This is a genomic window from Variovorax sp. HW608, from assembly GCF_900090195.1.
In the GTDB taxonomy this organism is placed as follows: domain Bacteria; phylum Pseudomonadota; class Gammaproteobacteria; order Burkholderiales; family Burkholderiaceae_C; genus Variovorax.
In genome coordinates, this window is record NZ_LT607803.1 from 1,723,877 (window position 1) to 1,746,339 (window position 22,463).

The 22,463-nt window shown below is 67.0% G+C and carries 22 protein-coding genes and 2 pseudogenes; 16 read left to right on the forward strand and 8 right to left on the reverse strand.

The window, feature by feature from the left end:
* Positions 1-111: 111 nt before the first annotated feature.
* The 5 genes from VAR608DRAFT_RS07985 to VAR608DRAFT_RS08005 all read left to right on the forward strand — a co-directional run bounded on the left by VAR608DRAFT_RS07985 (position 112) and on the right by VAR608DRAFT_RS08005 (position 6,237).
* Positions 112-1,278 carry an ABC transporter substrate-binding protein gene (locus VAR608DRAFT_RS07985; RefSeq protein ID WP_231973658.1) on the forward strand — a complete coding sequence of 389 codons (1,167 nt, stop codon included), beginning with the start codon at positions 112-114 and terminating at the stop codon, positions 1,276-1,278.
* 102 nt (positions 1,279-1,380) lie between these two features.
* On the forward strand, positions 1,381-2,256 hold the full coding sequence (locus VAR608DRAFT_RS07990; RefSeq protein WP_088953577.1) for a branched-chain amino acid ABC transporter permease: 876 nt from the start codon (positions 1,381-1,383) through the stop codon (positions 2,254-2,256).
* A 35-nt stretch (positions 2,257-2,291) separates the two neighbouring features.
* The gene (locus VAR608DRAFT_RS07995; RefSeq protein WP_088953578.1) at positions 2,292-4,250 is read left to right on the forward strand and encodes a branched-chain amino acid ABC transporter ATP-binding protein/permease; all 1,959 of its coding nucleotides are present in this window, start codon (positions 2,292-2,294) and stop codon (positions 4,248-4,250) included.
* A 13-nt stretch (positions 4,251-4,263) separates the two neighbouring features.
* Positions 4,264-4,986: an ABC transporter ATP-binding protein gene (locus VAR608DRAFT_RS08000; protein ID WP_088953579.1), complete on the forward strand. Its 723-nt coding sequence runs from the start codon at positions 4,264-4,266 to the stop codon at positions 4,984-4,986.
* Positions 4,987-5,139: 153 nt separating this feature from the next.
* Positions 5,140-6,237, forward strand: a complete 1,098-nt coding sequence (locus VAR608DRAFT_RS08005; protein ID WP_088953580.1) for an Acg family FMN-binding oxidoreductase — start codon at positions 5,140-5,142, stop codon at positions 6,235-6,237.
* Positions 6,238-6,262: 25 nt separating this feature from the next.
* Here VAR608DRAFT_RS08005 and VAR608DRAFT_RS08010 read toward each other — a convergent pair whose 3' ends face one another.
* Positions 6,263-7,177, reverse strand: a complete 915-nt coding sequence (locus VAR608DRAFT_RS08010) for a nitroreductase family protein (protein WP_088953581.1) — start codon at positions 7,175-7,177, stop codon at positions 6,263-6,265.
* A gap of 78 nt (positions 7,178-7,255) precedes the next feature.
* Here VAR608DRAFT_RS08010 and VAR608DRAFT_RS08015 point away from each other — a divergent pair, with 78 nt between their 5' ends.
* From VAR608DRAFT_RS08015 to VAR608DRAFT_RS08030, 4 genes are all read left to right on the forward strand, one after another.
* Positions 7,256-7,657: a response regulator gene (locus VAR608DRAFT_RS08015; protein ID WP_088953582.1), complete on the forward strand. Its 402-nt coding sequence runs from the start codon at positions 7,256-7,258 to the stop codon at positions 7,655-7,657.
* 311 nt (positions 7,658-7,968) lie between these two features.
* Positions 7,969-8,436 (forward strand): hypothetical protein, encoded by a 468-nt coding sequence (locus tag VAR608DRAFT_RS08020; RefSeq protein WP_088953583.1) that lies wholly within the window; start codon positions 7,969-7,971, stop codon positions 8,434-8,436.
* Positions 8,437-8,680: 244 nt separating this feature from the next.
* Positions 8,681-8,935 (forward strand): hypothetical protein, encoded by a 255-nt coding sequence (locus tag VAR608DRAFT_RS08025; RefSeq protein WP_157730725.1) that lies wholly within the window; start codon positions 8,681-8,683, stop codon positions 8,933-8,935.
* A gap of 240 nt (positions 8,936-9,175) precedes the next feature.
* Positions 9,176-10,519 carry an adenylate/guanylate cyclase domain-containing protein gene (locus tag VAR608DRAFT_RS08030; protein ID WP_088953585.1) on the forward strand — a complete coding sequence of 448 codons (1,344 nt, stop codon included), beginning with the start codon at positions 9,176-9,178 and terminating at the stop codon, positions 10,517-10,519.
* Between the two features lie 8 nt (positions 10,520-10,527).
* Here the strand turns inward: VAR608DRAFT_RS08030 and VAR608DRAFT_RS08035 are convergent, their stop codons facing one another.
* Genes VAR608DRAFT_RS08035 through VAR608DRAFT_RS08045 form a run of 3 tightly spaced genes read right to left on the reverse strand, consistent with a single transcriptional unit; the run spans position 10,528 to position 13,858 of the window.
* On the reverse strand, positions 10,528-11,868 hold the full coding sequence (locus tag VAR608DRAFT_RS08035; protein ID WP_088953586.1) for an MFS transporter: 1,341 nt from the start codon (positions 11,866-11,868) through the stop codon (positions 10,528-10,530).
* 50 nt (positions 11,869-11,918) lie between these two features.
* A complete protein-coding gene (locus VAR608DRAFT_RS08040; protein ID WP_088953587.1) occupies positions 11,919-13,010 on the reverse strand; it encodes a M14 family metallopeptidase in 1,092 nt (363 codons plus the stop codon).
* A gap of 17 nt (positions 13,011-13,027) precedes the next feature.
* Entirely contained in the window at positions 13,028-13,858 is an 831-nt protein-coding gene (locus VAR608DRAFT_RS08045; protein ID WP_088958676.1) for a gamma-glutamyl-gamma-aminobutyrate hydrolase family protein, read from the reverse strand.
* Between the two features lie 105 nt (positions 13,859-13,963).
* On the opposite strand from VAR608DRAFT_RS08045, the gene VAR608DRAFT_RS08050 reads away from it, so the two are divergent.
* The 3 genes and pseudogenes from VAR608DRAFT_RS08050 (at position 13,964) to VAR608DRAFT_RS08060 (ending at position 16,321) form a co-directional block, all read left to right on the forward strand.
* Entirely contained in the window at positions 13,964-14,941 is a 978-nt protein-coding gene (locus tag VAR608DRAFT_RS08050) for a LysR family transcriptional regulator (RefSeq protein ID WP_088953588.1), read from the forward strand.
* A gap of 60 nt (positions 14,942-15,001) precedes the next feature.
* Positions 15,002-15,223, forward strand: a pseudogene (locus VAR608DRAFT_RS08055) (lyase family protein); the annotation flags it as partial.
* Positions 15,224-15,343: 120 nt separating this feature from the next.
* Positions 15,344-16,321, forward strand: a complete 978-nt coding sequence (locus VAR608DRAFT_RS08060) for a threonine dehydratase (RefSeq protein ID WP_088953589.1) — start codon at positions 15,344-15,346, stop codon at positions 16,319-16,321.
* Between the two features lie 75 nt (positions 16,322-16,396).
* Here VAR608DRAFT_RS08060 and VAR608DRAFT_RS08065 read toward each other — a convergent pair whose 3' ends face one another.
* Together VAR608DRAFT_RS08065 and VAR608DRAFT_RS08070 are read right to left on the reverse strand one after the other, a co-directional pair.
* Positions 16,397-17,380: a tripartite tricarboxylate transporter substrate binding protein gene (locus tag VAR608DRAFT_RS08065; protein ID WP_231973344.1), complete on the reverse strand. Its 984-nt coding sequence runs from the start codon at positions 17,378-17,380 to the stop codon at positions 16,397-16,399.
* 10 nt (positions 17,381-17,390) lie between these two features.
* Positions 17,391-17,612 (reverse strand): annotated as a pseudogene (locus VAR608DRAFT_RS08070) (DsbA family protein); the annotation flags it as partial.
* A 13-nt stretch (positions 17,613-17,625) separates the two neighbouring features.
* On the opposite strand from VAR608DRAFT_RS08070, the gene VAR608DRAFT_RS08075 reads away from it, so the two are divergent.
* From VAR608DRAFT_RS08075 to VAR608DRAFT_RS08090, 4 genes are all read left to right on the forward strand, one after another.
* Entirely contained in the window at positions 17,626-18,027 is a 402-nt protein-coding gene (locus tag VAR608DRAFT_RS08075; RefSeq protein WP_231973346.1) for a winged helix-turn-helix transcriptional regulator, read from the forward strand.
* Between the two features lie 57 nt (positions 18,028-18,084).
* Positions 18,085-18,702, forward strand: a complete 618-nt coding sequence (locus VAR608DRAFT_RS08080; RefSeq protein ID WP_088953592.1) for an ABC transporter ATP-binding protein — start codon at positions 18,085-18,087, stop codon at positions 18,700-18,702.
* Positions 18,699-19,517, forward strand: a complete 819-nt coding sequence (locus tag VAR608DRAFT_RS08085; protein ID WP_088953593.1) for an ABC transporter permease — start codon at positions 18,699-18,701, stop codon at positions 19,515-19,517. Before VAR608DRAFT_RS08080 ends, VAR608DRAFT_RS08085 begins: the two co-directional genes overlap by 4 nt.
* Positions 19,518-19,737: 220 nt before the next feature.
* Positions 19,738-20,127, forward strand: a complete 390-nt coding sequence (locus tag VAR608DRAFT_RS08090) for an SMR family transporter (protein WP_088953594.1) — start codon at positions 19,738-19,740, stop codon at positions 20,125-20,127.
* 36 nt (positions 20,128-20,163) lie between these two features.
* On the opposite strand, the gene VAR608DRAFT_RS08095 is transcribed toward VAR608DRAFT_RS08090, so the two are convergent.
* Positions 20,164-21,153: a Bug family tripartite tricarboxylate transporter substrate binding protein gene (locus VAR608DRAFT_RS08095; RefSeq protein ID WP_088953595.1), complete on the reverse strand. Its 990-nt coding sequence runs from the start codon at positions 21,151-21,153 to the stop codon at positions 20,164-20,166.
* A gap of 45 nt (positions 21,154-21,198) precedes the next feature.
* Positions 21,199-22,428, reverse strand: a complete 1,230-nt coding sequence (locus tag VAR608DRAFT_RS08100; RefSeq protein WP_088953596.1) for a CaiB/BaiF CoA transferase family protein — start codon at positions 22,426-22,428, stop codon at positions 21,199-21,201.
* Positions 22,429-22,463: the final 35 nt, after the last annotated feature.

The window sequence follows — 22,463 nt, forward strand, 5'->3', positions numbered from 1 at the left end:
AAAAAGACAATGGCCGGCACCAGAACCAACGCAACAGGAGACAACACCTTGAACCGCTTCCACAAGACAGTGACCGCAGCATTCGTCCTGGCCGCCCTCAGCAGCGTGGCCATGGCGGCCGACCCGATCAAGATCGGCGTCGACGGGCCCTTCACCGGCGGCTCGTCCTCGATGGGCGTGAGCATGCGCGACGGCGTGCGCCTGGCCGCCGAGGAAATCAACAAGTCGGGCGGGGTGCTGGGTCGTCCGATCCAGCTGATCGAGCGCGACGACGAGGCCAAGAACGAGCGCGGCGTGCAGATCGCCCAGGAGTTCGTCAACAAGGAGAAGGTCACTGCCGTGGTGGGCTACATCAACACCGGCGTGGCGCTCGCTTCCCAGCGTTTCCTGCAGGACGCGAAGATCCCGGTCATGAACAACGTGGCGACCGGGTCGGTGGTGACGCACCAGTTCGACAAGGACCCGGACAACTACGTCTTCCGCAACGCCGCGCATGACAGCATCCAGGCGCCGATGATCGTGCAGGAGGCGGTGGTGCGCCGCGGCTACAAGAAGGTCGCGATCCTGGCCGACTCGACCAACTACGGCCAGCTCGGCCGCGAGGACCTGGAGAAGGCCCTCAAGAGCAAGGGCGTCACGCCGGTGGCGGTCGAGAAGTTCAACATCAAGGACGTCGACATGACGCCGCAGCTGCTCAAGGCCAAGGAAGCCGGCGCCGAGGCGATCCTCACCTACGGCATCGGCCCCGAGCTGGCGCAGATCGCCAATGGCATGACCAAGCTGGGCTGGAAGGTGCCGATGGTCGGCAGCTGGACGCTCTCGATGGCCAACTTCATCGACAACGCGGGGCCGGGCGGCGAGGGCGCGAGCATGCCGCAGACCTTCATCCAGGAAGCGACCACGGCCAAGCGCAAGCAGTTCATCGACAACTACGTCAAGACCTTCAAGCCCAAGAACAACCGCATGGATTCGCCGGTCTCCGCGGCCCAGGGCTATGACTCGATCTACCTGCTGGCCGCGGCGATCAAGCAGGCGGGCAGCACGGACGGTCCGAAGATCAAGGAAGCGCTGGAGAACCTGAAGACGCCGGTCGAGGGCGTGGTGACGACGTACAACAACCCCTTCTCGAAGGGCGACCATGAGGCGATCACCGCGAACATCCCGGTGTTCGGCGTCGTCAAGGCCTCGCGCGTGGTGTTCGCGAGTACCCAGGACCAGAAGGACGCGTCCACCGTGCGCGTGAAGGATGCGGCCGCCAATGCGGCCTTGATGAAGTAAGCGCGTCGAGCCTCGGCAATCGAGCCGGCAACGGCGCCGCCCCGGCCAGTCCGCGGCGGCGCCTTTTGCTGCACCCGCTCCAGGACACCGTCACTCACTGCCATGCAAATCCTCACCCAACTCATCTACAGCGGCATCGCGCTGGGCATGATCTATGCGGTCATCGCCTTCGGCTACCAGCTGACCTTTGCCACCTCGGACACCCTCAACTTCGGGCAGGGCGAGGCGCTCATGCTGGGCGCGCTGGTCGGGCTGACGCTGGTCGGCCTCGGCGTGAACTACTGGCTCATGATTCCGATCGTGTGCGTGTTCGGCGTCTTCCAGGGTGCGGTGGTGGAACGCATCGGCGTGAGGCCGGCCATCAAGATCAAGTCGGAGTTCGGCTGGATCATGTCGACGATCGCGCTGGGCATCATCTTCAAGAACGTGGCCGAGAACGTGTGGGGACGCGACGACCTGAGGTTCCCGTCGCCGCTGCCGGAATCGCCGCTCAAGTTCCTGGGCGCGAACGTGCTTCCGATGGAGATCCTGGTGGTCTGCGGCGCCGTGCTGATGATGCTGGCGGTGGAGTTCTTCAACCGCAGGACGATCTACGGCAAGGCCGTGGTCGCGACCTTCAACGACCGCGACGCCGCCAAGCTGATGGGCATCAACACGGGGCTGGTGATCACCTTCTCGTATGCGCTTTCGTCGGCGACCGCGGCCTTCGCCGGCGTGCTGATCGCGCCGCTGACCCTCACCGGCGCCACCATGGGCGCGGTGCTCGGCCTGAAGGCCTTCGCCGTGGCGATCATCGGCGGCCTGACCAGCGGCATGGGCATCGTGGTGGGCGGGATCATCCTGGGCATCGCCGAGACGACGACCGGCTTCTACATCAGCACCGGCTACAAGGACGTGCCGGGCCTGGTGCTGCTCTTGATCGTGCTGGCCGTGCGGCCGCAGGGCCTGTTCGGCAAGACCGCCATCAAGAAGGTGTGAGCGCGCCCATGAAGCAACAACAACGACAACCATCCATGAAGACGAGCCACCTGCTGCTGGCCATCGCCGGCGCAGCGGCGCTGCTGCTGTTTCCGGTGGCCATCGACAATGCCTACTACATCCATCTGCTGGAGACGATCGCGATCTACGCGATCCTGATCTTCGGGCTCGACATCGTCGTCGGCTATACCGGGCAGGTGTCGCTCGGCCATGCGGGGCTCTTCGGCATCGGCGCCTACACGGCCGGCGTGCTGGTCTTCAAGCTGGGCGCGCCGGTGCTGCTGACCCTGGTCGCGGCGATCGGGGTCACGGCGGCGTTCGGCGCGATCCTCGCGCTGCCGGCGCTGCGGGTCACGGGGCCCTACCTGGCCATGGTCACGCTGGCCTTCGGGACCATCGTGCAGATCCTCATCAACGAGATGAGCTTCCTCACCGAGGGGCCAATGGGCATCAAGCTCGACAAGCCGGTCCTGCTCGGCCACAAGCTTGACGAGCGCGGCTACTACTGGCTGGTCGCGGTGCTGCTGCTGCTGTCGCTGGTGGTGGTGCATCGCATCCTGCGCTCGCACCTCGGGCGCGCCTTCGAGGCCTTGCGGGGCAGCCCGGTGGCGTCCGACTGCATGGGCGTGTCGGTCTACCGCTACAAGGTCTATGCCTTCGTGATCAGCGCCGGCTTCGCCGGGCTCGCCGGGAGCCTGTACGCCTTCTCGGAGCAGTACATCTCGCCCAACACCTACAACTTCGAACTCACGGTGCTCTTCCTGCTGGCGGTGATCATGGGCGGGCGCAAGAGCCGCATCGGCTCCATGCTGGGGGCGGCCGTCATCGTGCTGCTGCCCAAGCTGCTGGACGATGTCGAGATGTTCCGCTGGGTCTCCGTCGCGCTCGCGCTGGTGGTCCTCGCGACCGCGGCCTTCGCGATCCGCCGCCGGCGCGCGACACCGCTGCAGATGGCGATCCCGGTGGTGGGCAGCGTCGCGCTCGCCGTGCTGGCCTTCTGCCTCGACACGATGACGGATTGGCGGCTGTCGATCTTCGGCGCGATCATGCTCTTCGTCGTCTACTACCTGCAGGACGGCATCGTCGGCTTCGTGCGCAGCGCGTTCAACATGAAGCGCCCGGGCCTGGAGGGCGAGGCGTCGATCGGGGAGGGCGTCGCGCCCGGGGCCGCCATCGCCACGGCGTCGCAGGCCGGGGGCGGCGAGCAATTGTTGCAGGCGCGGGGCGTGCTGATGCAGTTCGGCGGCCTGAAGGCGCTCAACAACGTCGACCTGGACATACGGCGCGGCACCATCCACGGACTGATCGGGCCCAACGGCTCGGGCAAGAGCACGATGATGAACGTGCTCACCGGCATCTACGTGCCGACGGCGGGGGCGCTTGGCTTCGCGGGTAGTTCGCTGGTCGGGCGCAGTTCGTCGGACATCGCGCTGTCGGGCATCGCGCGCACCTTCCAGAACGTGCAGCTCTTCGGCGAGATGACCGCGCTGCAGAACGTGCAGGTCGGCCTGCATCACAGCTTCGACAGCAACCTGCTGGACGTGGCGCTGCACACGCCGCGCTACCGGCGCGAGCGCGATGCGGCGGTGCGGCGCGGCATGGGCCTCCTGGCCTTCGTCGGCCTGGCCGAGTACGCGACCGAGGAGGCGCGCAATCTGCCCTACGGCAAGCAGCGCCTGCTGGAGATCGCCCGCGCGCTGGCGCTGGACCCGCAACTGCTGCTGCTGGACGAGCCCGCCGCCGGCCTCACGGCGCCGGACATCAAGGAGCTGATCGCGATCATCCGCAAGATCCGGGAGCACGGCGTGACCGTGATCCTCATCGAGCACCACATGGACGTGGTCATGAGCATGTGCGACACCGTGTCGGTGCTCGACTTCGGCCAGAAGATCGCCGAGGGCGTGCCGGCGCAGGTCCAGGCCGACGAGAAGGTCATCGAGGCCTACCTCGGCGGCCAGGACGCCGGCGCCCAAGCCGACCTGAAAGCCGCCTGAGCGAGGCAAGCCTATGTTGACCATCAAGAATCTTCATGCCGGCTACGGCAAGGTGCAGGTGCTGCACGGGATCTCGATCGAGGTGCCGAAGGGCAAGGTCGTGACCCTCATCGGTTCGAACGGTGCGGGCAAGACGACGACCATGCGCGCCGTCTCGGGAATGATCGCGCCGACCTCCGGCGAGATCGTGCTCAACGGCAGGCGCATCGATGGCCTGGAGTCCTACCACATTGCCAAGCACGGCCTCGCGCACTCGCCCGAGGGCCGACGCGTCTTCGCGACCATGACGGTGACCGACAACCTCGTGCTCGGCGCTTTCCCGCGCCTGACCGGCAGCCGCCCGCGCGGCGACGTCTCGCGTGACCTGGAGCGGGCCATGGAGTTGTTCCCGCGGCTGAAGGAGCGGCGCACGCAACTGGCCGGCACCTTGTCGGGCGGCGAGCAGCAGATGCTTGCCATGGCGCGTGCCGTGATGCTGAACCCCGAGGTGGTGCTGCTCGACGAACCTTCGATGGGCCTGGCGCCGATCCTGGTGACCGAAGTGTTCCGCATCATCGAGCGGCTGAAGAGCGAAGGCGTCACGATGCTGCTCGTCGAGCAGTTCGCGGCTGCGGCGCTCGGCGTGGCGGACTATGGCTACGTGCTGGAGAACGGGCGCATCTCCCTGCACGGGCCGGCGGAGAAACTGCGCGACGATCCGGCCGTGAAGGCGGCTTATCTGGGCGGCGGTCACTGAGGCCGGCTGTTTGACCGTATCGGAGCTGGCGCGTCGGGCATTACGGGGATTCAAGGCTTCGCCGACACGCTGGCGGCTTGACCCAGATCATTTCGCATCGGCGAGCAACCGCTATCTTCTGGCTCCAGTCATCTCGGAGCGTGGCAAGCGGTCATGAACAGGCGAACCTACTTACTCGGCGGCGGCGCGATCGCTCTCGGAGCGGCCGCGCTGGCAACAACCAGCGTCCTGCAAATGGGCTCCGAGGAAGGACATCGGGCCGCCGCTCGAGCGCAGAGGGCGCCGCTTCCGGATGCGCCTGAGCTCGAGGAACTGGTGCGCTATGCGACGCTTGCGGCAAATGGCCACAACACGCAGCCCTGGAAGTTTCAGCTTGGGCGCGGCCAGATTGCCATCTGGCCAGATTTCTCGCGGCGAACCCCGGCGGTCGATCCGGACGACCATCATCTCTTCTTCAGTCTCGGGTGCGCCGCGGAGAACCTCTCTCTCTCCGCCGCCGCGCGCGGGCGTCCGGGCGCGACGCACTTCGACGCGCGGGACGGCGGGCATGTGGTGTTCGAATTCATCGAAGGCGCGCGTGCGCATTCGACGCTGTTCGACGCGATCCCCAGGCGGCAGTCGACGCGCGCCGATTTCGATGGCCGTGCAGTGGGTTCCGCGGAGCTCGAGATCCTGGCCGACGTGGTCCCCGCGTCGCAGGGAGTCGCGCTGGAGCTGGTGACGGACAGGGCGAAGATCGAGCGCATTCGCGACCTCGTCGTCGCTGGCAACGACGTGCAGATGGCCGATCGCGCCTTCGTGTCCGAACTGAGGCGCTGGCTTCGCTTCAACCCCCGTCAGGCCATGGAAACCGGCGATGGACTGTTCGTGGGCACAACCGGCAATCCGTCGATGCCGACCTGGCTCGGCCGCTCGATGTTCGAACTGGCCTTCCGCGCAGCGGCGGAAGATGACAAGTACGCAAGCCAACTTCGGACCTCCTCGGGCGTTGCCGTCTTCTTCGCCGAGCAGGCAAGTCCCGAGCATTGGGTGCGCGCCGGCCAGGCGTGCCAGCGCTTCGCGCTGCAGGCGACGGCGCTCGGCATGAAGCTCTCCTTCGTCAATCAGCCCGTCGAGGTGGGTGGCCTGCGAAAAGAACTTTCGGCACTGGTCGGCATGAAGGATCGGCGTCCCGATGCAGTGCTGCGTTTCGGCTACGGCCCGAGCCTTCCCTATGCGCTTCGGCGGCCAGTCGGGTCTGTCGTCGTTTGAGTTGGCTGGTGCTCGGCGCGGACAATCAGACCCGCTGGACGTAACGCTCGCGCTCAAAGCGATATTGCGGCATCACACCGCCCTCGGCACGACGGCCGGCGGCAATGACCATGACGACACGCGCCGCGCGCGGCAGCTTGAGCAGGCGCTTCAGGCGCGGCTCATCGAATCCTTCCATGGCGCAGCTGTCGTAGCCGGCCGCGCGAAGCGCAAGCATCAGGTTCTGGCACGCGAGCGCCGTGGTCCTTGTCGCCCACAGCACCTGGCCCGACCGGCCGACTTCGACACGCCACGACACCGTGAAAAGCCCGATGCCCCAGGTCACCAGCCGCTTGAGTGGAGCGAGGAAGTGGAACGGGCCGTCCATGAAGATCAGCGGAATCTGGAGTTGGTACTTCAATGCCATCAATGGGGGCAGCCGACCCGGCGTTTCCTCACGCGCAATCGCTGCCAGCATCAGCTTGCGGCCGGACCGCCAGAAATCCGGTCGCGCCACCGCGACGACCAGGTTGGGTGCCTTTGTCGCCGGTTGATCCAGGCAGCAATGACGCAGCAGATCCAGCTTGGCTCCATCGCGTACATCGATGAATTGCCAGGATTCGAGGTTGTGCGATGTGGGCGCCAGCAGGGCAAGGTCGAGACATGCGTCCATGACATCGACGGGAACGGGTTCCGGCAGATAGGCGCGCACGGACCGGCGGGTGCGCACGACTTTGGAAAAAGCCTCGAAGTCGCAAACCAGATCGGCTTGATTCAGGCAATCGGTCATGTCCTGAAGGCTGGGATATGGGCGTATCGATCCGCGATCGCTCGCAACGCGCACACTTTGGCGCCGAACCGGCGACGTCGCATTGATGCAGCGCAAAGGCCAGCGATGGTGTTTCAGGGATGCGGAGACCCCGACCCACATCCAACCAAAGTAGGATTTGCGCGCCGTCATGCCCAGGCTAGGGTTCCGCCCTATTCGCGCACCACGTCAGGGATGGACAAATCTGTTCAATCGTGAAGGAGCGGAGCGATGAAAACAAGGCGCGGCCCCTTGAGAATCGTCTACGTCGTTGATCGCGATGAGTCGGTGCGGGAGGGCCTTGGGCGCCTGATAGACTCGGCCGACTTCGAGGCACAACCTTGCGCCAGCGTCCAGGAGTTTCTGGAGCTGGCTCATTGGAGGCAGGCGGCCTGCATCTTGCTCGAAGTCTCGGCGCTCAGGGATTGCGACGCGGCAGTGAGGGCTGCCCTGCGTTCACTGGCGGACGTTCTTCCCGTCATCGCGTTGTCCGCGAGCGACAACACCGCGGACAGCGACCTTGCACGAGCGCTGGGTGCTCGCTCCTTCTTTCGCAAGCCCGTGGACGCCGCAGCGCTGTTCGATGCGATCGAATGGGCGGTGCACAACGGCAACCGCGCGCGTCACTCATGAGGGCTGACGCTTCTGAATTCAGAGGGCGAAGAGAAACGGGCCAACGCCGACCTTCCGCCCGAGGCAACGACTGAAGCAGAGTACTGCCTGTGCATCGGCTTGGGTTCGGCTCTTTGCATTCCGGTGCGAATCGGTGGGCGCGTGACCGGCGTGCTTTCGTTCGGCGCGGTGCGCAAGGCCCTTGAGAGCGGGGACGTCCCTGCGAAGGGAGCGTCACCTCTCTCACCTCTCCATACGCGCGTGGCGGGCTCGTGCGTCGCGGACCGGGACCGCGCGAGAATTCGTGGCAGGAAACTGGACCACCCTTGCCCATGAATGCAGTCACCATCACTTTCGACCGGGTCTTCGACATCGTTCACAGGTCGCGGCGAAACCGTGTGCTCAGCACGGAGTTCGGATTCGAGTCCGCAGACGTGAAGGAGTCCGGCGTCGCGGTTCCCGGGGCGCCTCGGATCGAGGCCGGCATGACTGTCACGGCAGTGCTCGAACGCCCTGGCGATTGGCGGACCCTGCTCGGGTGGGTGAATCACGGGACGGGTGAAATCGCCTGCAGGAGTGCCGCGTCGAGTCTCGGCGGCATCGTGGCGATGTTGTTGGGCAGCCTGTGGGCCTCCCACCTCATGAGCACGCGCCCACTCGTCGCCGCTTTCGTGATCGTGGTGTCCATTCTCTGCTGTGTCGGCAGCGTTGTCGGGATGCGGAAGGCCATCAGAACCAGAAGGCTTCTGGAAGCGGCCCGGTCGACTCTTGCGTCTCGTGATGCCGGTTCCAATGCCTGAGCTCGGCCTTGCCAGTCGCGTGCGGGACTAACCCTAACTGGACCAAATGCGCGACAAGGCTATATAAATCCGCCGCGGGTCCCTCGCAGCCGACTCGCGAACGAACCATGCATTCCATGCTGCGATCCGTCCAACGGAGAGAGAGAGATTGCGAGGAGACTCACATGCAGGATCGACACAAGGCCCAGGCCGGACGCGCCCCACTGTTCCGCGGTCGGGCGGCACCGTGCGCGCGGTGTTTCCGGTGACGAGCCTCAGCGGCATCCAGTGGGTCCAGCAGACCGGGACGGCGCCTGCCTTCACGACTTCGGCCGTCCCGCTGCAGGCGCTCGGCGTCTTCCCGGGCGCGGTGGGGCGCGTGGCCTTCGGTACCTTCCGCTCGCCCGACTACGAGAACGCGGCCCGGGTCATTCCGCCGACCGGAACCCTGACCGGCACCCCGACGTCGGGGATTGAATGGCCGCCCCCACTAGGAGAACGCCATGAAGAAGTCCAGTGACAGCGGGCGACAGGTCGCGCCCTCGGCAAGGTTTCTCTTGTGTGCGCCATCTTCAGTCCATTCACCCACGTAGAAACGCGTGAAGCCGCGCCGCGACCCACGGTGCAAGCGCAGGGCGAAAAAAGCGGCAACGATTCCGATTCGACCGCGACCTTGATGGCGGTGCTGGCTTGCGGCGCGGGGCTCGGCATGCTCTTTGTTGCGATGCGAAGCCGAACTTGAATTGGAGCCCGTCACGAAATGACCGCGCCGGAAACCCGCTACGCCAAGGTCGGCGATGACCGCGTTGCCTACCAAATGCTGGGCGAGGGGCCGCGCGATCTGATTTTCACGACGGGTTGGTGGGCATCCTTGGATCTCGAGTGGGAGGATCCCGCCATTGCGCGTTTCCTGCGGCGTCTGGCCTCGTTCAGCCGCGTCATCCGCTTCAGCGCTCGTGGCTCCGGACTGTCCGATTCGCGCCCTCAGGATGGACGCGACGCCTTGGCCCATTGGACGGAGGACCTCCTGGCGGTCATGCATGCCGCCGGTTCGAGCACGACAGCCATCGTCGGCATCACCGACGGCGGGCCGATGGCGCTGCAGTTCGCGGCGGCTCATCCCGAACGGACCTCGGCGCTGGTCTTGCTGAACGCCACGGCACGCTGGGTGTTTGCAGAAGACTATCCTGCCGGGTATCCGCCGGAAGCCCTGGCGGGATTTTCCGGCTTCGCGCGAAAGCACTTCGGGACCGAGCGCTTTGCGCGCACGCAGAATCCGAGCGTTGCGCAAGACGAGCGCGCCCTGCGCTGGCAGGCCAAGCTTGCGCGGGCCATCGGGTCGCCCAAGGCCGTCGCCGAGAGTTTTGCGATCCAGGCAGAAAGGGACGTCCGTCCGGCGCTATCCGCAGTCGAAGCGCCGACGCTGGTGATGACGCGCCGCGATTGCGCCTGGGCATCGGTGCCCCAGGGGCGCTACATCGCCGAACACGTCGCCGGCGCGCGCTTCGAGGAATTGCCCGGCACGGACTATCTCCCCTATTGGGAAACCCCCGATCTGATTCTCGACCACGTCGAGCAATTCCTGACCGGGAGCCGCCGCGGCGGCGAGTCCGATCGCGCGCTGGCGGCGGTGCTGTTCACCGACATCGTCGATTCGACCCAGCGTGCCGCAGCGCTCGGTGACGCGGCGTGGCGGACGCTGCTCGATCGGCACGAAGAGATCCTGCGTGAGCAGCTCGGGCTGTTCCGAGGTCGCCTGGTGGATACAGCCGGCGATGGTGTCTTCGCCATCTTCGACCGTCCCGACCGTGCGATCGAATGCGCGCAGGCGCTGCACACGGCATTGGCGAGCCTGCAGCTTTCGATTCGCGCCGGCATCCATTTCGGCGATGTCGAATTGCGCAGCGATGGCCAGGTGGGCGGCATGACCGTGCACATCGGCGCCCGCGTGCAGGCGCTGGCCAAGGCTGGCGAGGTGCTGGTGTCGCGCACCGTCCACGACATTCTCGTGGGCTCCCACTTGCGCTTCGTTGGGCGCGGCGCGCACGAGCTCAAAGGGGTGCCGGGGCGCTGGGAGGTTTGCGCGGTCAGCATGCCGCCCTGAAGCGCCGGCTATCGCCGCACATCCACGTCGCGCGACTCCGGCAGCATCCACATCGCCCAGATGCTGATCGCGCTCATGAGCACCACGTACCAGGCCGGTGCCATGGGATTCTTCGTGATGGCGAGCAGCCAGGTGACGACGAACTGCGTGGTGCCGCCGAAAAGCGAGGTGCCGATGGCGTAGACCAGCGAGAGGCCGGTGCTGCGCACCGCCATGGGCAGCAGCTCGGGCACCTGCACCAGGCCGGCGGTGCCGAACATCGCGGTCAGGGCGGCCAGCACGGCCGAGACGGTGAGCAGCGTGGCGACGCTCGGCGCGCCGGCCAGCCACATGAAAAGCGGCACGATCAGCACCAGCAGCGCCAGCCGCGGCAGCAGGTTGACGATGCGGCGGCCATGGCGGTCGCACAGCGTGCCGCCGACCAGGGCGAAGACGAAGGTCATCAGCCCGCCCATGAGCACGCTGCCTTGCGCGACGGCTGCGGGCAGCTTGAGCACCTGCACCGCGTAGGTCACCATGTAGTTGCCCACCTGCGAGGCCACCGCGGTCGAGGCCGTCGCCAGCACGCCCAGCAGCAGGATCCTGCGATGCTCGCGGAACACCGCGCCGACGATGGCCGCACCGCTGCGTTCGTGGCCGTGGTCGTGCGTCTCGGGCAGGCTGCGCCGGATGTAGATGGCGATCGGCACCAGCGCCAGGCTCAGCAGGAAGGGCACGCGCCAGCCCCAGGATGCGAGTTGCTCGGGCGACAGCGCGAGCGACAGGCCGACGCCGAGGCATCCGCCCACTGCCACCGCAAGCCCCTGGCTTGCGATCTGCCAGCTCGAATAGAAGCCGCGGCGCCCCTTGGGCGCAGCCTCGATCAGCAGCGCGGTGGCGGGCCCCACTTCGCCGCCGAGGGCCAGGCCCTGCAGCAGGCGGCAGAACACCACGATGACGGGCGCTGCGATGCCGATGCTGGCGTAGCCCGGCGTGGCTGCCAGGCCCAGCGTGCCGACGGTGATGAGCGCCACCGTGAGGATCATGGCCGGCTTGCGGCCCGCCTTGTCGGCGAAGGCGCCGATGAGCACGCCGCCCAGCGGCCGGGTGAAGAAGCCCACGCCGAAGGTCGCGACCGCCGCCAGCAGGCTGCCGAACTCGCCGGCCACCGGGAAGAAGGTCTTGCCGATGTAGACCGCGAAGTAGGCGTAGATGACGAAGTCGTAGAACTCCAGCGCATTGCCCGCGACCGCGGCCGCGACCGCCTTGCGGCTGATGCGCGACGGCGCGGCATCGTGGCTGGCGTCGCTCGGGCGAAGGGCCTGTTGCAAGGGTTGCACGGGATTGGAACCGAGGGTGGTGGCGTCCATGGGGTGTCCTGGGTGTGGAGTGTGCGTGGTGCGGGGCGTCCGTGCGCGGTTCAGCCTTGCAGCGGGCCGCCGGTCTGCAGGCCGGCGATGGCCTGCAGGCAGGCCTGGCGGCCCTGGTGCCAGATGGCGAGCTTCCAGTCGTCCGCGTCGGGATAGAAGGCGTCCTTGAGCGCCTGCCTGATGTGCTGGGCCTGCATGCTGTCGTCGGCGCCGTGGCGATGCATCCAGTGCTCGGCGCGCAGGGCCGGCATCACGCGCTCGCTCGGGTAGGTGCCGTACTCCAGGCAGATGCCGATGTGCACGGCCTGCGGGCATTCCTCGAAGAGCGCGGTCTGGATCGGACCCGTCATCGGGATGCTGGTCGAGCTGCCGGCGTGCACGTCGGTGAGCTCGCCCCACCACTGCCGCGCGCGCGGCAGCACGCCGTTGTCGAAGCTGGCGAAGATGCGCTCGCCGACGCCGTAGGGCCCGAGGCCCGTGTGGATGTCGACCGAAGCGATCTCGCGCGCCTGCGTGCCGTAGTCGCGCAGGACGGCACGGAAGCTCCGGTTGCTCCAGGTGGGCGCGCGTCCGCCGAAGAACATGCCGTCCGCATGGGCATGCTGCCCGAGGCCGATGGCGCGCTGCAGTCCACGCTCGCCGTGCTTCCCGCGATAGGCCGCCAGAGTGGCCTCGGCTTCGCGCGACGGGGGCCACGTGGCCGGCAGCAGAGAGTCGTGGATCTCCCCATAGCCCACGTTCACGGGCAGGGGCTTGGCGAAGTCGACGAAGTTGCGGTTGAGGTCGACGTTCTCCTGCGTCACGCGGCGCAGATGCGAAAAGCCGTACGGGTTGATGGCATGGACGTGCAGCACCGCGGTGTCCGCGTGCGCCGGCGGCCCCAGGCGCAGCATGCCGGTCTGGATCGCCGAGCCGCAGAAGCCCTCCACGCCGTGCACGCCGCTGAGCACGACCAGCATCCGGCTGGCGTTTGCCGGGCCGTCGAGCACCACGTCCATCGCCAGGGTCTCGCCTTCGGCGCCCGCGAGGTCCAGCAGGCGGCTGTCGACGGGCAGGCGGCGTGCCGCGGCGGCATCGAGGAATTTCCGCCGCGCCGTGGCGTAGCTGGGGCTGAAGAGATCGAGGGAGGCGGTGTCGTTCATGGTGGTCGGGAAAAGGATCAGGCGGGGAGCGCGACGGGCGTGCGGCCGGCCGGCTGGCCCAGCCGCTGCAGCCGCTGTAGCTGCCGGGAGCGGCAGGCGGCGCCGAAGGCGCGGAAGATGGCTTGCGCCAGCGGGCAATCGTCGATGCGCATCTCGGGATGCCACTGCACCGCCAGCGCGAACGAAGGAGCGCCTTCGACGGAGAAGGCTTCGACCAGCCCGTCGGGCGCCGTGGCCTCCAGGCGCAGGCCTGCGCCCAGGCGCTCGATGCCCTGGTGATGCAGTGAATTGACCGGCAAACAGTGCTGCGTCATGAGGCCGGCCAGCACGCCACCCGGTGCAATGTGGATCTCATGGCTGTCGTCGTACCAGTGCTCGATGGGCCGGTCGTGATCGCCTTCGCGATGGTCGAGCCTGCCGTCCCGGGTGTGCACGGCAGCGTCCAGCGTGCCGCCCCATGCGACGTTCATCTCCTGGAAGCCGCGGCACACGCCGAGCACCGGCACGCCGGCGGCGACGAGTCGCGGCAGCAGCGGCAGCACCGTGGCATCGCGGTCGCGGTCGAGCAGCACGCTCTCCGCCAACGCGGCGGCGCCATAGCGTTCGGGCGCGACGTTGGAGGGGCTGCCGGTCAGCACGATGCCGTCGATGCCATGGATCAGGCTGTCCGCATCCATGGCCTGCGGCGCTGCAGGCAGCGCGAGGGGCAGGGCGGCGGCCAGTTCCGACACCGCGCGCACGTAGCCGTGCAGCAGGGCATGTGCCGGGTGCATGTGGCGCTCGATGCGGTCGGCGGCGATCGCCACCAGCGGGCGGCCTGCGAGGGTGAAAGAGGTGGAATCGGTCATGGTGTTCTGGGCCATTGCCGCGAGTCTAGGAATCGGTGACGATTGCGTAAATTGCAACTTTTCTGTCATCGGCTTGCAATCTGTGCAAGTCAAGGAGGCTTGCCCATGAACACCCGCCAGTTGCGTCACTTCCTTGCCGTGATGGACCTGGGCTCGCTCGCCGCCGCGGCCGAGGCCGTGCACCTGAGTCCGCCCGCGCTGTCGCGCAGCCTGCGCGCGCTCGAAGACGAATTGCGCGTGCCGCTGTTCGACCGCCAGGATCGGCGCCTGCGCCCGACGCCCTACGCCATCACCTATGCCGAGCGGGCGCGGCGCATCGTGTTCGACGAGCGCGAGGGCGCTCGCTCGCTGGCGCTCATGCGTTCGGGCGAACTCGGCTCCCTGTCTTTCGGCATGGGCTCGTCGATCGCCATGACCCTGCTGGGCCCCATGGTGCTCGAGCTGCTGTCTGCGGCGCCCGGCCTGCGCCTGACCACGCTGGTGCAGAGCACCGATGTCCTGCTCGCCGCGCTGCAACGCGAGGAACTCGACTTCTTCGTGGGCGACGTCCGGGCGGCCGACGCGGACAGCAGCGTGTCCGCCGAGCCCGTCTACGACTGCAGCTTCGGATGGTTCGCCAGGCGCGACCATCCGCTGGCCGGCCAGCCGCGCATCGGGATCGACGAGCTGCGGCGCTTTCCGCTCATCATGTCCGGCTATGCCAACGAGGCGCTGCTTCGCCGCATGGCGCTGCTGTACGGGCTCGCGCTGCCGGTGCAGCAGCACTTCGCCGCCAGCACGAACGACGTGTCCACGGTGCTGACGCTGCTGACCTCGAGCGATGCGATCGCGCCGTCGACCGATGTGGCGGTGATCTCGGCGCTGCGCGCCGGAACGCTGGTGCGGCTCGACGTCCAGCCCGCCCTCGACCTGGAACTGACGCTGGGCATCGTCGAGCACACGGGCCGCACGCGGCTGCCGGCGGCCGAGCGCGCCTTCGAGGTCGTCAGGACGCACTTTGCCGCGGTCAGGGAGGAAGTGGCCGCTCAGCGGTCGCGCGAGCCGGTGCGCGGCCGCGCGCGGGCGCGCCGCGCGGCTCATTGATCTGGTCGACCTCGGCGCGCCAAATGCCTCGAATTTCGGACGCCATCCTTTGAGGCAGTTCGCGTGCGTGCGGCCAATCTGGTCGAGGCGACGCAGGACACCGATGCGTTCGTGCAGCTCTCCGGGGTTCTCAAGCGCGTAGCGTGCAAGCTGTCGAAGGTTCCCAACGACCTGCGTTTGCTCTCTTCCGGGCCTCAAGCCGGCTTCGGTGACATCCTCCTTCCCACGCGTCAGGCCGGCTCATCGATCATGCCCGGCAAGGTCAACCCGGTCATTCCGGAACCGCGTTGCTGATCCCCGAAAATCTCACCCAGCCCATTCGCCTGGTTGCGCGCAGCATTGCGGGATCCACTGCCTGAGTGACGTTTTGAATTTGCGTGCATCCTTTTCTGGAGAAGCTTGATGACGCTGACTTTCACGCCCGAGGAGGTTGAGTCCGCCCGCGCAATCGTGCGGGCGACCGTTCCTCCCACACCGCAGTACGCCTGGCCTCTGCTGCGCGAGCGCCTCGGCATCACGGTGTGGGTCAAGCACGAGAACCACACACCTGCGGGTGCCTTCAAGGTGCGCGGCGGCCTGACGTACTTCGATGCGCTCGTGCGGAACGAGCCCAACGTTGCCGGCGTGATTTCCGCGACGCGTGGCAACCACGGGCAATCGGTGGGCTGGGCGGCACGCCGCTACGGGATCCCGGCCACCATCGTCGTTCCCCATGGGAACTCGGTGGAGAAGAACGCCGCGATGCGGGCGCTCGGGGTCACGCTGCTGGAGCACGGGGACGAATTTCAGTCTGCGCGCGAACACGCCATTGCGTTGGCCGCCGAGCGCGGCCTGCATATGGTTCCCTCCTACCACCGCGAACTGGTGCGCGGGGTGATGACGTATTGGCTCGAGTTCTTCGAGAGTTTTGCGCCGGGCGACGAGCCGGATGTCGTCTACGTCCCCATCGGCCTGGGCTCGGGCTTCTGCGCAGCCGCGGCCGCGCGAGCCTTCACAAGCGCTCACAGCAAGCTCATCGGCGTGGTCTCGGCGCATGCGACGAGTTTTCTCGACTCGTACCGCGCCGGCCGAGTCATTGCTGCCCCAGTCAGTACCCGGCTGGCCGACGGCATGGCCTGTCGTATCGCCGAGGACGAGGCGCTGCAGGTGATCCTGCGGGAAGCGGAGGACATCGTCGCCGTCTCGGATGACGAGGTTGCGGAAGCGATGCGTGTGCTCTTCGCGGACACGCACAACGTGGCCGAGGGTGCCGGTGCTGCCGCACTGGCGGCCGCCATGCAGCAACGGGAGCGACTGCAAGGCCGATCCGCAGGGGTTGCACTCACCGGCGGCAACGTGGACAGCGACGTTTTTGCCCGCGTACTGACGAATCTCAAGTAATCCATCGGACGGCCACCTTGCAGTCGCCTGGCTTGAACGTGAATCGAAATGCAGCGCAGCCGCCTAAGCGATTCGTCATTTCCGGCTGAGACCGAGCACGTCCAGGATTTCCTTCTCCTGCTTCATCGTCTCGATGGCGAACTTGTGGAAGTCCGCGGAACTCTTGTAGTCCGGTTCCATGTCGTAGCGAGCCAGGGCTTGCTTGAACTCCGGCTGTTGCATGGCAGTCTTGAACGCATCGTGCAACTTGCTCACGATCGCCGGGCTGGTTCCCCTGGGCGCAACCAGTCCCCAGTAGGAAGTCTGGGTGATGGGTATCCCCACTTCGCGAAGAGTGGGAGCGTCGGGAAAGCTCGTCATGCGCTTGTCGCCCCAAGTCACGAGTAGCCGCATCTTTCCCTCCTTGACAAAAGGCGCCCAGGCGGACGTCTCGGCGGCTGAATCAATCTGCGCGCCCAGGAGCGCCTGCATCGTTTCGCCCGTGCCCTTGTACGGGATGTGATTCAGCCGGATGCCAGCCTTTCGCGAAATCTGCTCCATCGTCAAGTGATTGGTGGTCGCGACGCCGGGGCTTCCGTAGGTGAGGATGCCGGGCTGCGCTTTCGCTGCCGCCACGTAGTCAGCCCAGGTCTTGATGGACGACGAGGACGGCACCACGATGCCGAAGGCGTAGCCGGTGAGTCCGATGACGTAAGTCAGGTCCTTGGCGGGGTCCCACTTGATATCGGCAGTGAAGGGGAGGCGATAGATTCCCAGGGATGCGATGCCCAGGGTGTACCCGTCGTTGGCGGCGCTTTGCAGGATCACGCCGGGCAAGGTCCCCCCTGCTCCCGGCTTGTTTTCGATGATGACCGGCTGCTTGAGCGTCCTGGAGACGGCCTCGGCAAGCACACGCATTGGCGCATCCGTCGAGCCGCCAGGCGCGAAACCGATGACGATCTTGATGGGGCGCGTCGGATAGGCAACATCAGCGGCGGCCGAAACGCCCAGGGTGGCCGAAGCCGCGATGGCCGCACATGCGGCGCGACGAGTTCTAAGCATGCAGTTTGTCTCCTTCATTGGTTTGCTTCTAGGCGCGGGTGGCTTCTTCCTCGACATCCCGCAACCGGTCTTTGCCGAAGAACATTTCGCTGTCGACGAAGAATGTCGGCGACCCGAAGGCACCCCGACGGAACGCGTCCTCGGTGTTGGCGAGCAGCTTTGCTTTGACTTCGGGTGTCCGGCTCGCGGCGAGAAGCGCTTGCATGTCGAGTCCCGCCTCTTGAAGTTCGGCGGCGATCACCTCCAGGTCGGTGGCGCGCACGGTGTCGGTCATCGGTGACCGGTGGACCTTGCTCGTGCTGAGGGACTGCTTCCTGGGCGTCCGTCGATTCGACGAGTTCCAGGAGCGACTGGACATCTCGCGTCCCATGCTCGCGGACCGGCTTGGCAAGCTGGTCGACGCGGGCGTTCTCAAGAAGGTGGCCTACCAGGAGTCGCCACCGCGTTACGAGTACAAGCTAACGCCAAAAGGCCTGGATTTGCATCCGGTTCTGATGGCCATCGTGCATTGGGGCGACGTGCATATGGCGGGGAAGGCCGGCAGGCCCCTGCTACACCGGCACGTCGGATGCGGTCATCTGTTCGACCCGGTCACCGTCTGCTCCGAATGCAACGCGGCGTTGAAGGCAAAGGATGTTGCTGTGGAGCGCGGGCCTGGCGCATAGGCCGCAAAGACGCCGAACACGGTCGCCACGGTCATGAAAGCCCTGTAAAAAGCGCGCATGTCCTCATCGATCCCCCGGCTTCGCGTGCATGGTCTTCGCTCCGAGCTCGCGGGACCGTTCGATCTCCATGTCGATGCCGGCGAGTGCGTGGTCCTCATGGGCAAGTCGGGTGCCGGCAAGACCGTGCTGCTGAGACTGATCGCGGACCTCGATCCGCCCCGGACCGGCGCGGTGGAACTGGACGGCGTCCGCCGCGAAGCGCTGAGCGGGCCGGACTGGCGTCGCCGGGTCATCTACCAGCCGGCCGAGCCGGCATGGTGGTCGCCGGTCGTGCGCCAGCACTTCGGCGGTGTCGACATCGGCAAGGTGCAGGCGATGGTCGCCGCACTGGGCCTGCCGGACGCCATCCTCGACGCCGAGCTCATGCATCTCTCGACAGGCGAGCGCCAGCGGCTGGCATTGATCAGGTCGCTGTCGCGCGGTCCATCGGCGCTGTTGCTGGACGAGCCGACGGCGTCGCTCGACCAGGCGTCCACCCTGGCCTACGAGGCCTTGCTGCGCCAGGAGACCGCGAGGGGAACCGCAGTCCTTTGGGTGACCCACTCGGAGGAGCAGGCCGGGCGCGTCGGGCATCGTCGTCTCACCGTGGCCGATCGGGCCCTGCAGAGCGCATGAACGTCATCCAGCTGCAATTCACCGACATCGCGCTCGCGGCCACGCTGGTGCTCGCGAATGCCATCGCCTCGATGGTCCTGCAGTTGGGCGTGCATCGCCAGGTGCTCTGGGCAGCACTGCGGATGGTGGTGCAACTGCTGCTGGTCGGCTACGTGCTCAGGCTGGTGTTCCAGTCCCAGTCGCCTGCCTTCACGGCGCTCGTGGCCGCGGTGATGATGGCCGCCGCGGCCCGGGAAGTGGCGGTGCGGCCCGAGTGGCGCCTGCGCAAGGGCGGCAACTACGGCATTGCCGCGGCCACCGTGTCGGTGTCGAGCGTGGCGACGGTGGTGCTGGCCCTGCTCACCGCGATCCGGCCCGAGCCATGGCACGACCCGCGCTACGCCATTCCGCTGCTGGGCATCGTGCTCGGCAGCGTGCTCAATTCCGCGAGTCTGGGGCTCGACAGCTTCTTCGACGGCGTGGCGGTGCGGCGGACGGCGATCGAGGCGCAGCTCGCGCTGGGTGAAACCATCCGCGAGGCGCTCAGGGAACTGGTGCGGACGTCGATCCGGCGCGGCATCATCCCGATCATCAACCAGATGTCGGCCGCGGGCATCATCACCTTGCCCGGGATCATGACCGGACAGTTGCTCGCGGGCATGGATCCGATCGAATCGGCGAAGTACCAGATCCTGCTCTTGCTGTTGCTGACGGGCGCCGGTGCCCTGGCCTCGATCGGCTCGGTGCTGCTGGCGGCCCGCCTGATCACGGATGAGCGCCAGCGCCTGCGCATGGACAGGCTGGTCCATGCACAGGCGGCCAAACGGCAGGAATGACCGCGTTTCACGCGAGCGTAAGATTTCTGGTTCAAGATCGAGCCAGACAGTTCGCAGGCGCTGGTAGAGGGCGCTTCGGCGCCGGTCCTCGGGATCGGTTCCCTCGAGCCTCGGACTGTCCCCACCGCCGCACCGCCGCGAACCCCTTGCGGCGCGTCATATGATCGGGCGCCGCCGTTCCATGTGGGACGCCATCGGGTGCCGGCCTTCTTAGCAATCAATGAAAGTCATCGATTTCCTCTGGATCCTCAGCGGCGTGCTGCTGAACGCAGCCGCACAGCTGCTGCTCAAGGCCGGCGCCAACAGCGTCGGCGAAATCAACATGTCGGCCGGCGCGAACGCGCTCTGGCGCACCGCCATGGGCCTCGCGATGCATCCCGGCATCCTCGGCGGGCTGGCCTGCTATGGCATCAGCGTGGTCGTGTGGATCGTCGCGCTGTCGCGGGTGGAGGTCAGCATCGCCTACCCGATGCTGTCGATCGGCTACGTCGTCAACGCGCTGCTCGCATGGTGGCTGTTCGGCGAGAGCGTCGGCCTGCAGCGCTGGCTGGGCATCGGCGTGATCATCGTCGGCGTGATCCTGGTCGCGCGCAGCGGGCATTCGGCATAGCGCTGCTCGGCGGCCGGCGCCGCCACGGACAGCCGGCTACTCGAGCGTGATGCCTGCCTTGCGCGTGACGCCGCGCCAGCGGGACAGGTCGGCTTCGAGCTCGGCGCGGAATTCGGCCGGGCTGTTGAGTACGGGTTCCACGCCCCGGACGGTCAGCCCCTTGCGGGACTCCGCATCGCTGAAGCCCTGTTCGAGCGCGGCGTTGAGCTGCTGCGCGATGGCGCTGTCGAGTCTGGGGGGCGCCAGGACACCGAACCATGTCGTGGGGCTGTAGTCGGCAAGGCCGGCTTCCTGCATGGTCGGGATGTCGGGTGCGGCAGCGGAGCGTGCTTGTCCGGTCACCGCCAGGGCACGCAACTGCCCGCTCTGGATGAAGGGCAGGGACGAGGGCAGCGTGTCGAAGTAGGCCTGCACCTGCCCGCCGATCAGGTCGGTGATGACCTGCCCGCTTCCCTTGTACGGAATATGCCGAAGCTGGCTGGCGCCGGTGGTCTGCACGAAGAGTTCGGCCGCCATGTGCGTGATGTTGCCGATGCCGGCCGAGCCGTAGGGCACCGGTTCCTTGCTCTCCTTGACGTAGCCGATGAACTCGCCCACTGACCTGACCGGCAGCTTGGGGTTGACGACCAGCACCAGCGGCGTGAAGCCGACCATGCTGATCGGCGTGAAGTCCCGCAAGGGATCGTAGAGCGGCTTCGTCACCAGCACGGGGCTGATGGACTGGCTCGCGGTCACGCCCAGAAGCAGCGTGTAGCCGTCCGCTTGCGAGCGCGCCACGTCGGCCGCCGCGATCATGCCGTTGGCGCCTGCCTTGTTCTCGACGATGACGTTGCCGCCCAGCGTCTGGCTCATGCGCTGGGCCACGAGCCGGCCCACGAAGTCAGCGCCGCCGGCGGGCGGAAAGCCGATCAACAGGCGAACCGGACGCTCAGGATAGGCGGCCGCCTGCGCGGGAAAGGCCGCAGCTCCAATCAGACAGGAAAGACCGCCGAGCACGGCGCCTCTGCGGGTGATGGAAGGGTTCACTTGTGTCTCCTTGTTCGAGCATGGTGCCTGCTCTCTCGCGTCGTGTCAGGCGGCTTCGCGCACCGGTGCCCAGCCGAATGCGCCGGGCCTGGCCGCGACCACCGCGCCGGATGCGAGCAGGGCGTCGCGCTGTGCGCCGGTGATGCCCGCGGCTTCGAGGACTTCCAGCGTGTGTTCACCCAGCTCGGCCGGCGGCAGGGTCTGCACGCCGTCGGTGGCGGCGTGCAGGCGCGGGAATTCGGGTGCCTGGAAAGCCAGGCCGCGAAAGTGCAGCGCGCGTGTCTTGCCCGGCTGCTGCGACTGCGGCGCGTCGAGCACGCGCTCCAGCGGCAGCACTTCGGTGCAGCCCACGCCCGCGGCCTTGAGACGCGCGACCACATCGTCGAAGCCATGCTGCGAGATCGCGCCGCGGACCAGATCCTCGACCTGTTCGCGCGCCTTCTTGCGCAGGCGCAGCGTGGCCAGCGTCGGATCCGAAGCCTGCGGCAGGCCCATGGATTCGCAGAACTTGAGCCAGTGCCCGTCGGTGAGCATGAGCAGGTAGAGCCAGCGCTCGTCGGCCGTGCGATACGCGCCATAGCCCGGCATGCTGAACTCGCCATGCGGCTCGCGCTCGGGACGCCCGAGCAGCTGCGTCTTGAGCTGCACGCCCACGAGGTCGCGCGATGCGACATGCAGCCCGGTTTCGTACAGCCCGATCTCGACGTGGCCCTGGGCGCTCTCCTGCCGGGGCTGCAGCATCGACGCCAGGATGCCGATCACGGCGTACGCACCGGCGAACTGATCGTGGTAGGAGGGCCCGAGGCGGCTCGGCCGGCCGTCGACGCGGTTGGCGTCCATCACGCCGGTGGCCGCCTCCGCCACGGGGTTCGATGCGAGGTCGTCTTCCTGCGGGCCGCCGGTATAGCCGCGGATGTGGCAATAGATGAGGGCCGGATTGATCTTCGCGCAGGCTTCGCGCGTCACGCCCAGCTTGCGCGCGGCGCGCGGCGCGAGGTTGTGGACCAGCGCATCGGCGCCCGCGAGCAGCGCGCGCAGCGCGGCCTGCCCGTCTTGCTTCGACAGGTCGATGCAGACGCTTTTCTTGCCGTGGCTGTAGGCGATGAAGGTGCCGCTCGGGCCGCCGCGAACGAGGCTGCGCGTCGGGTCGCCCGCGGGCGGCTCGACCTTGATCACCTCCGCGCCCAGCTGCGAAAGGATGTGTGTGGCGAAAGGCGCGGCCAGCATCGTGCCGAGTTCGATCACGCGCTTGCCGGCGAGGGGCGGATGGCTCATGGCTTCGTTTGACTCCTTGAGAATGCATTCTATAA

Excerpts from the sequence above, each read along its gene's own strand:
- VAR608DRAFT_RS08090 (WP_088953594.1), top strand. The coding sequence starts at position 19,738 with ATGAAAGTCATCGATTTCCTCTGGATCCTCAGCGGCGTGCTGCTGAAC.
- VAR608DRAFT_RS08020 (WP_088953583.1), top strand. The coding sequence starts at position 7,969 with ATGAATGCAGTCACCATCACTTTCGACCGGGTCTTCGACATCGTTCAC.
- VAR608DRAFT_RS08030 (WP_088953585.1), top strand. The coding sequence starts at position 9,176 with ATGACCGCGCCGGAAACCCGCTACGCCAAGGTCGGCGATGACCGCGTT.
- VAR608DRAFT_RS08065 (WP_231973344.1), bottom strand. The coding sequence starts at position 17,380 with ATGAAGGAGACAAACTGCATGCTTAGAACTCGTCGCGCCGCATGTGCG.
- VAR608DRAFT_RS08060 (WP_088953589.1), top strand. The coding sequence starts at position 15,344 with ATGACGCTGACTTTCACGCCCGAGGAGGTTGAGTCCGCCCGCGCAATC.
- VAR608DRAFT_RS08085 (WP_088953593.1), top strand. The coding sequence starts at position 18,699 with ATGAACGTCATCCAGCTGCAATTCACCGACATCGCGCTCGCGGCCACG.
- VAR608DRAFT_RS08050 (WP_088953588.1), top strand. The coding sequence starts at position 13,964 with ATGAACACCCGCCAGTTGCGTCACTTCCTTGCCGTGATGGACCTGGGC.
- VAR608DRAFT_RS08035 (WP_088953586.1), bottom strand. The coding sequence starts at position 11,868 with ATGGACGCCACCACCCTCGGTTCCAATCCCGTGCAACCCTTGCAACAG.
- VAR608DRAFT_RS07985 (WP_231973658.1), top strand. The coding sequence starts at position 112 with ATGGCGGCCGACCCGATCAAGATCGGCGTCGACGGGCCCTTCACCGGC.
- VAR608DRAFT_RS08015 (WP_088953582.1), top strand. The coding sequence starts at position 7,256 with ATGAAAACAAGGCGCGGCCCCTTGAGAATCGTCTACGTCGTTGATCGC.
- VAR608DRAFT_RS08000 (WP_088953579.1), top strand. The coding sequence starts at position 4,264 with ATGTTGACCATCAAGAATCTTCATGCCGGCTACGGCAAGGTGCAGGTG.
- VAR608DRAFT_RS08080 (WP_088953592.1), top strand. The coding sequence starts at position 18,085 with ATGTCCTCATCGATCCCCCGGCTTCGCGTGCATGGTCTTCGCTCCGAG.
- VAR608DRAFT_RS07995 (WP_088953578.1), top strand. The coding sequence starts at position 2,292 with ATGAAGACGAGCCACCTGCTGCTGGCCATCGCCGGCGCAGCGGCGCTG.
- VAR608DRAFT_RS08005 (WP_088953580.1), top strand. The coding sequence starts at position 5,140 with ATGAACAGGCGAACCTACTTACTCGGCGGCGGCGCGATCGCTCTCGGA.
- VAR608DRAFT_RS08010 (WP_088953581.1), bottom strand. The coding sequence starts at position 7,177 with ATGACGGCGCGCAAATCCTACTTTGGTTGGATGTGGGTCGGGGTCTCC.
- VAR608DRAFT_RS07990 (WP_088953577.1), top strand. The coding sequence starts at position 1,381 with ATGCAAATCCTCACCCAACTCATCTACAGCGGCATCGCGCTGGGCATG.
- VAR608DRAFT_RS08040 (WP_088953587.1), bottom strand. The coding sequence starts at position 13,010 with ATGAACGACACCGCCTCCCTCGATCTCTTCAGCCCCAGCTACGCCACG.
- VAR608DRAFT_RS08045 (WP_088958676.1), bottom strand. The coding sequence starts at position 13,858 with ATGACCGATTCCACCTCTTTCACCCTCGCAGGCCGCCCGCTGGTGGCG.
- VAR608DRAFT_RS08100 (WP_088953596.1), bottom strand. The coding sequence starts at position 22,428 with ATGAGCCATCCGCCCCTCGCCGGCAAGCGCGTGATCGAACTCGGCACG.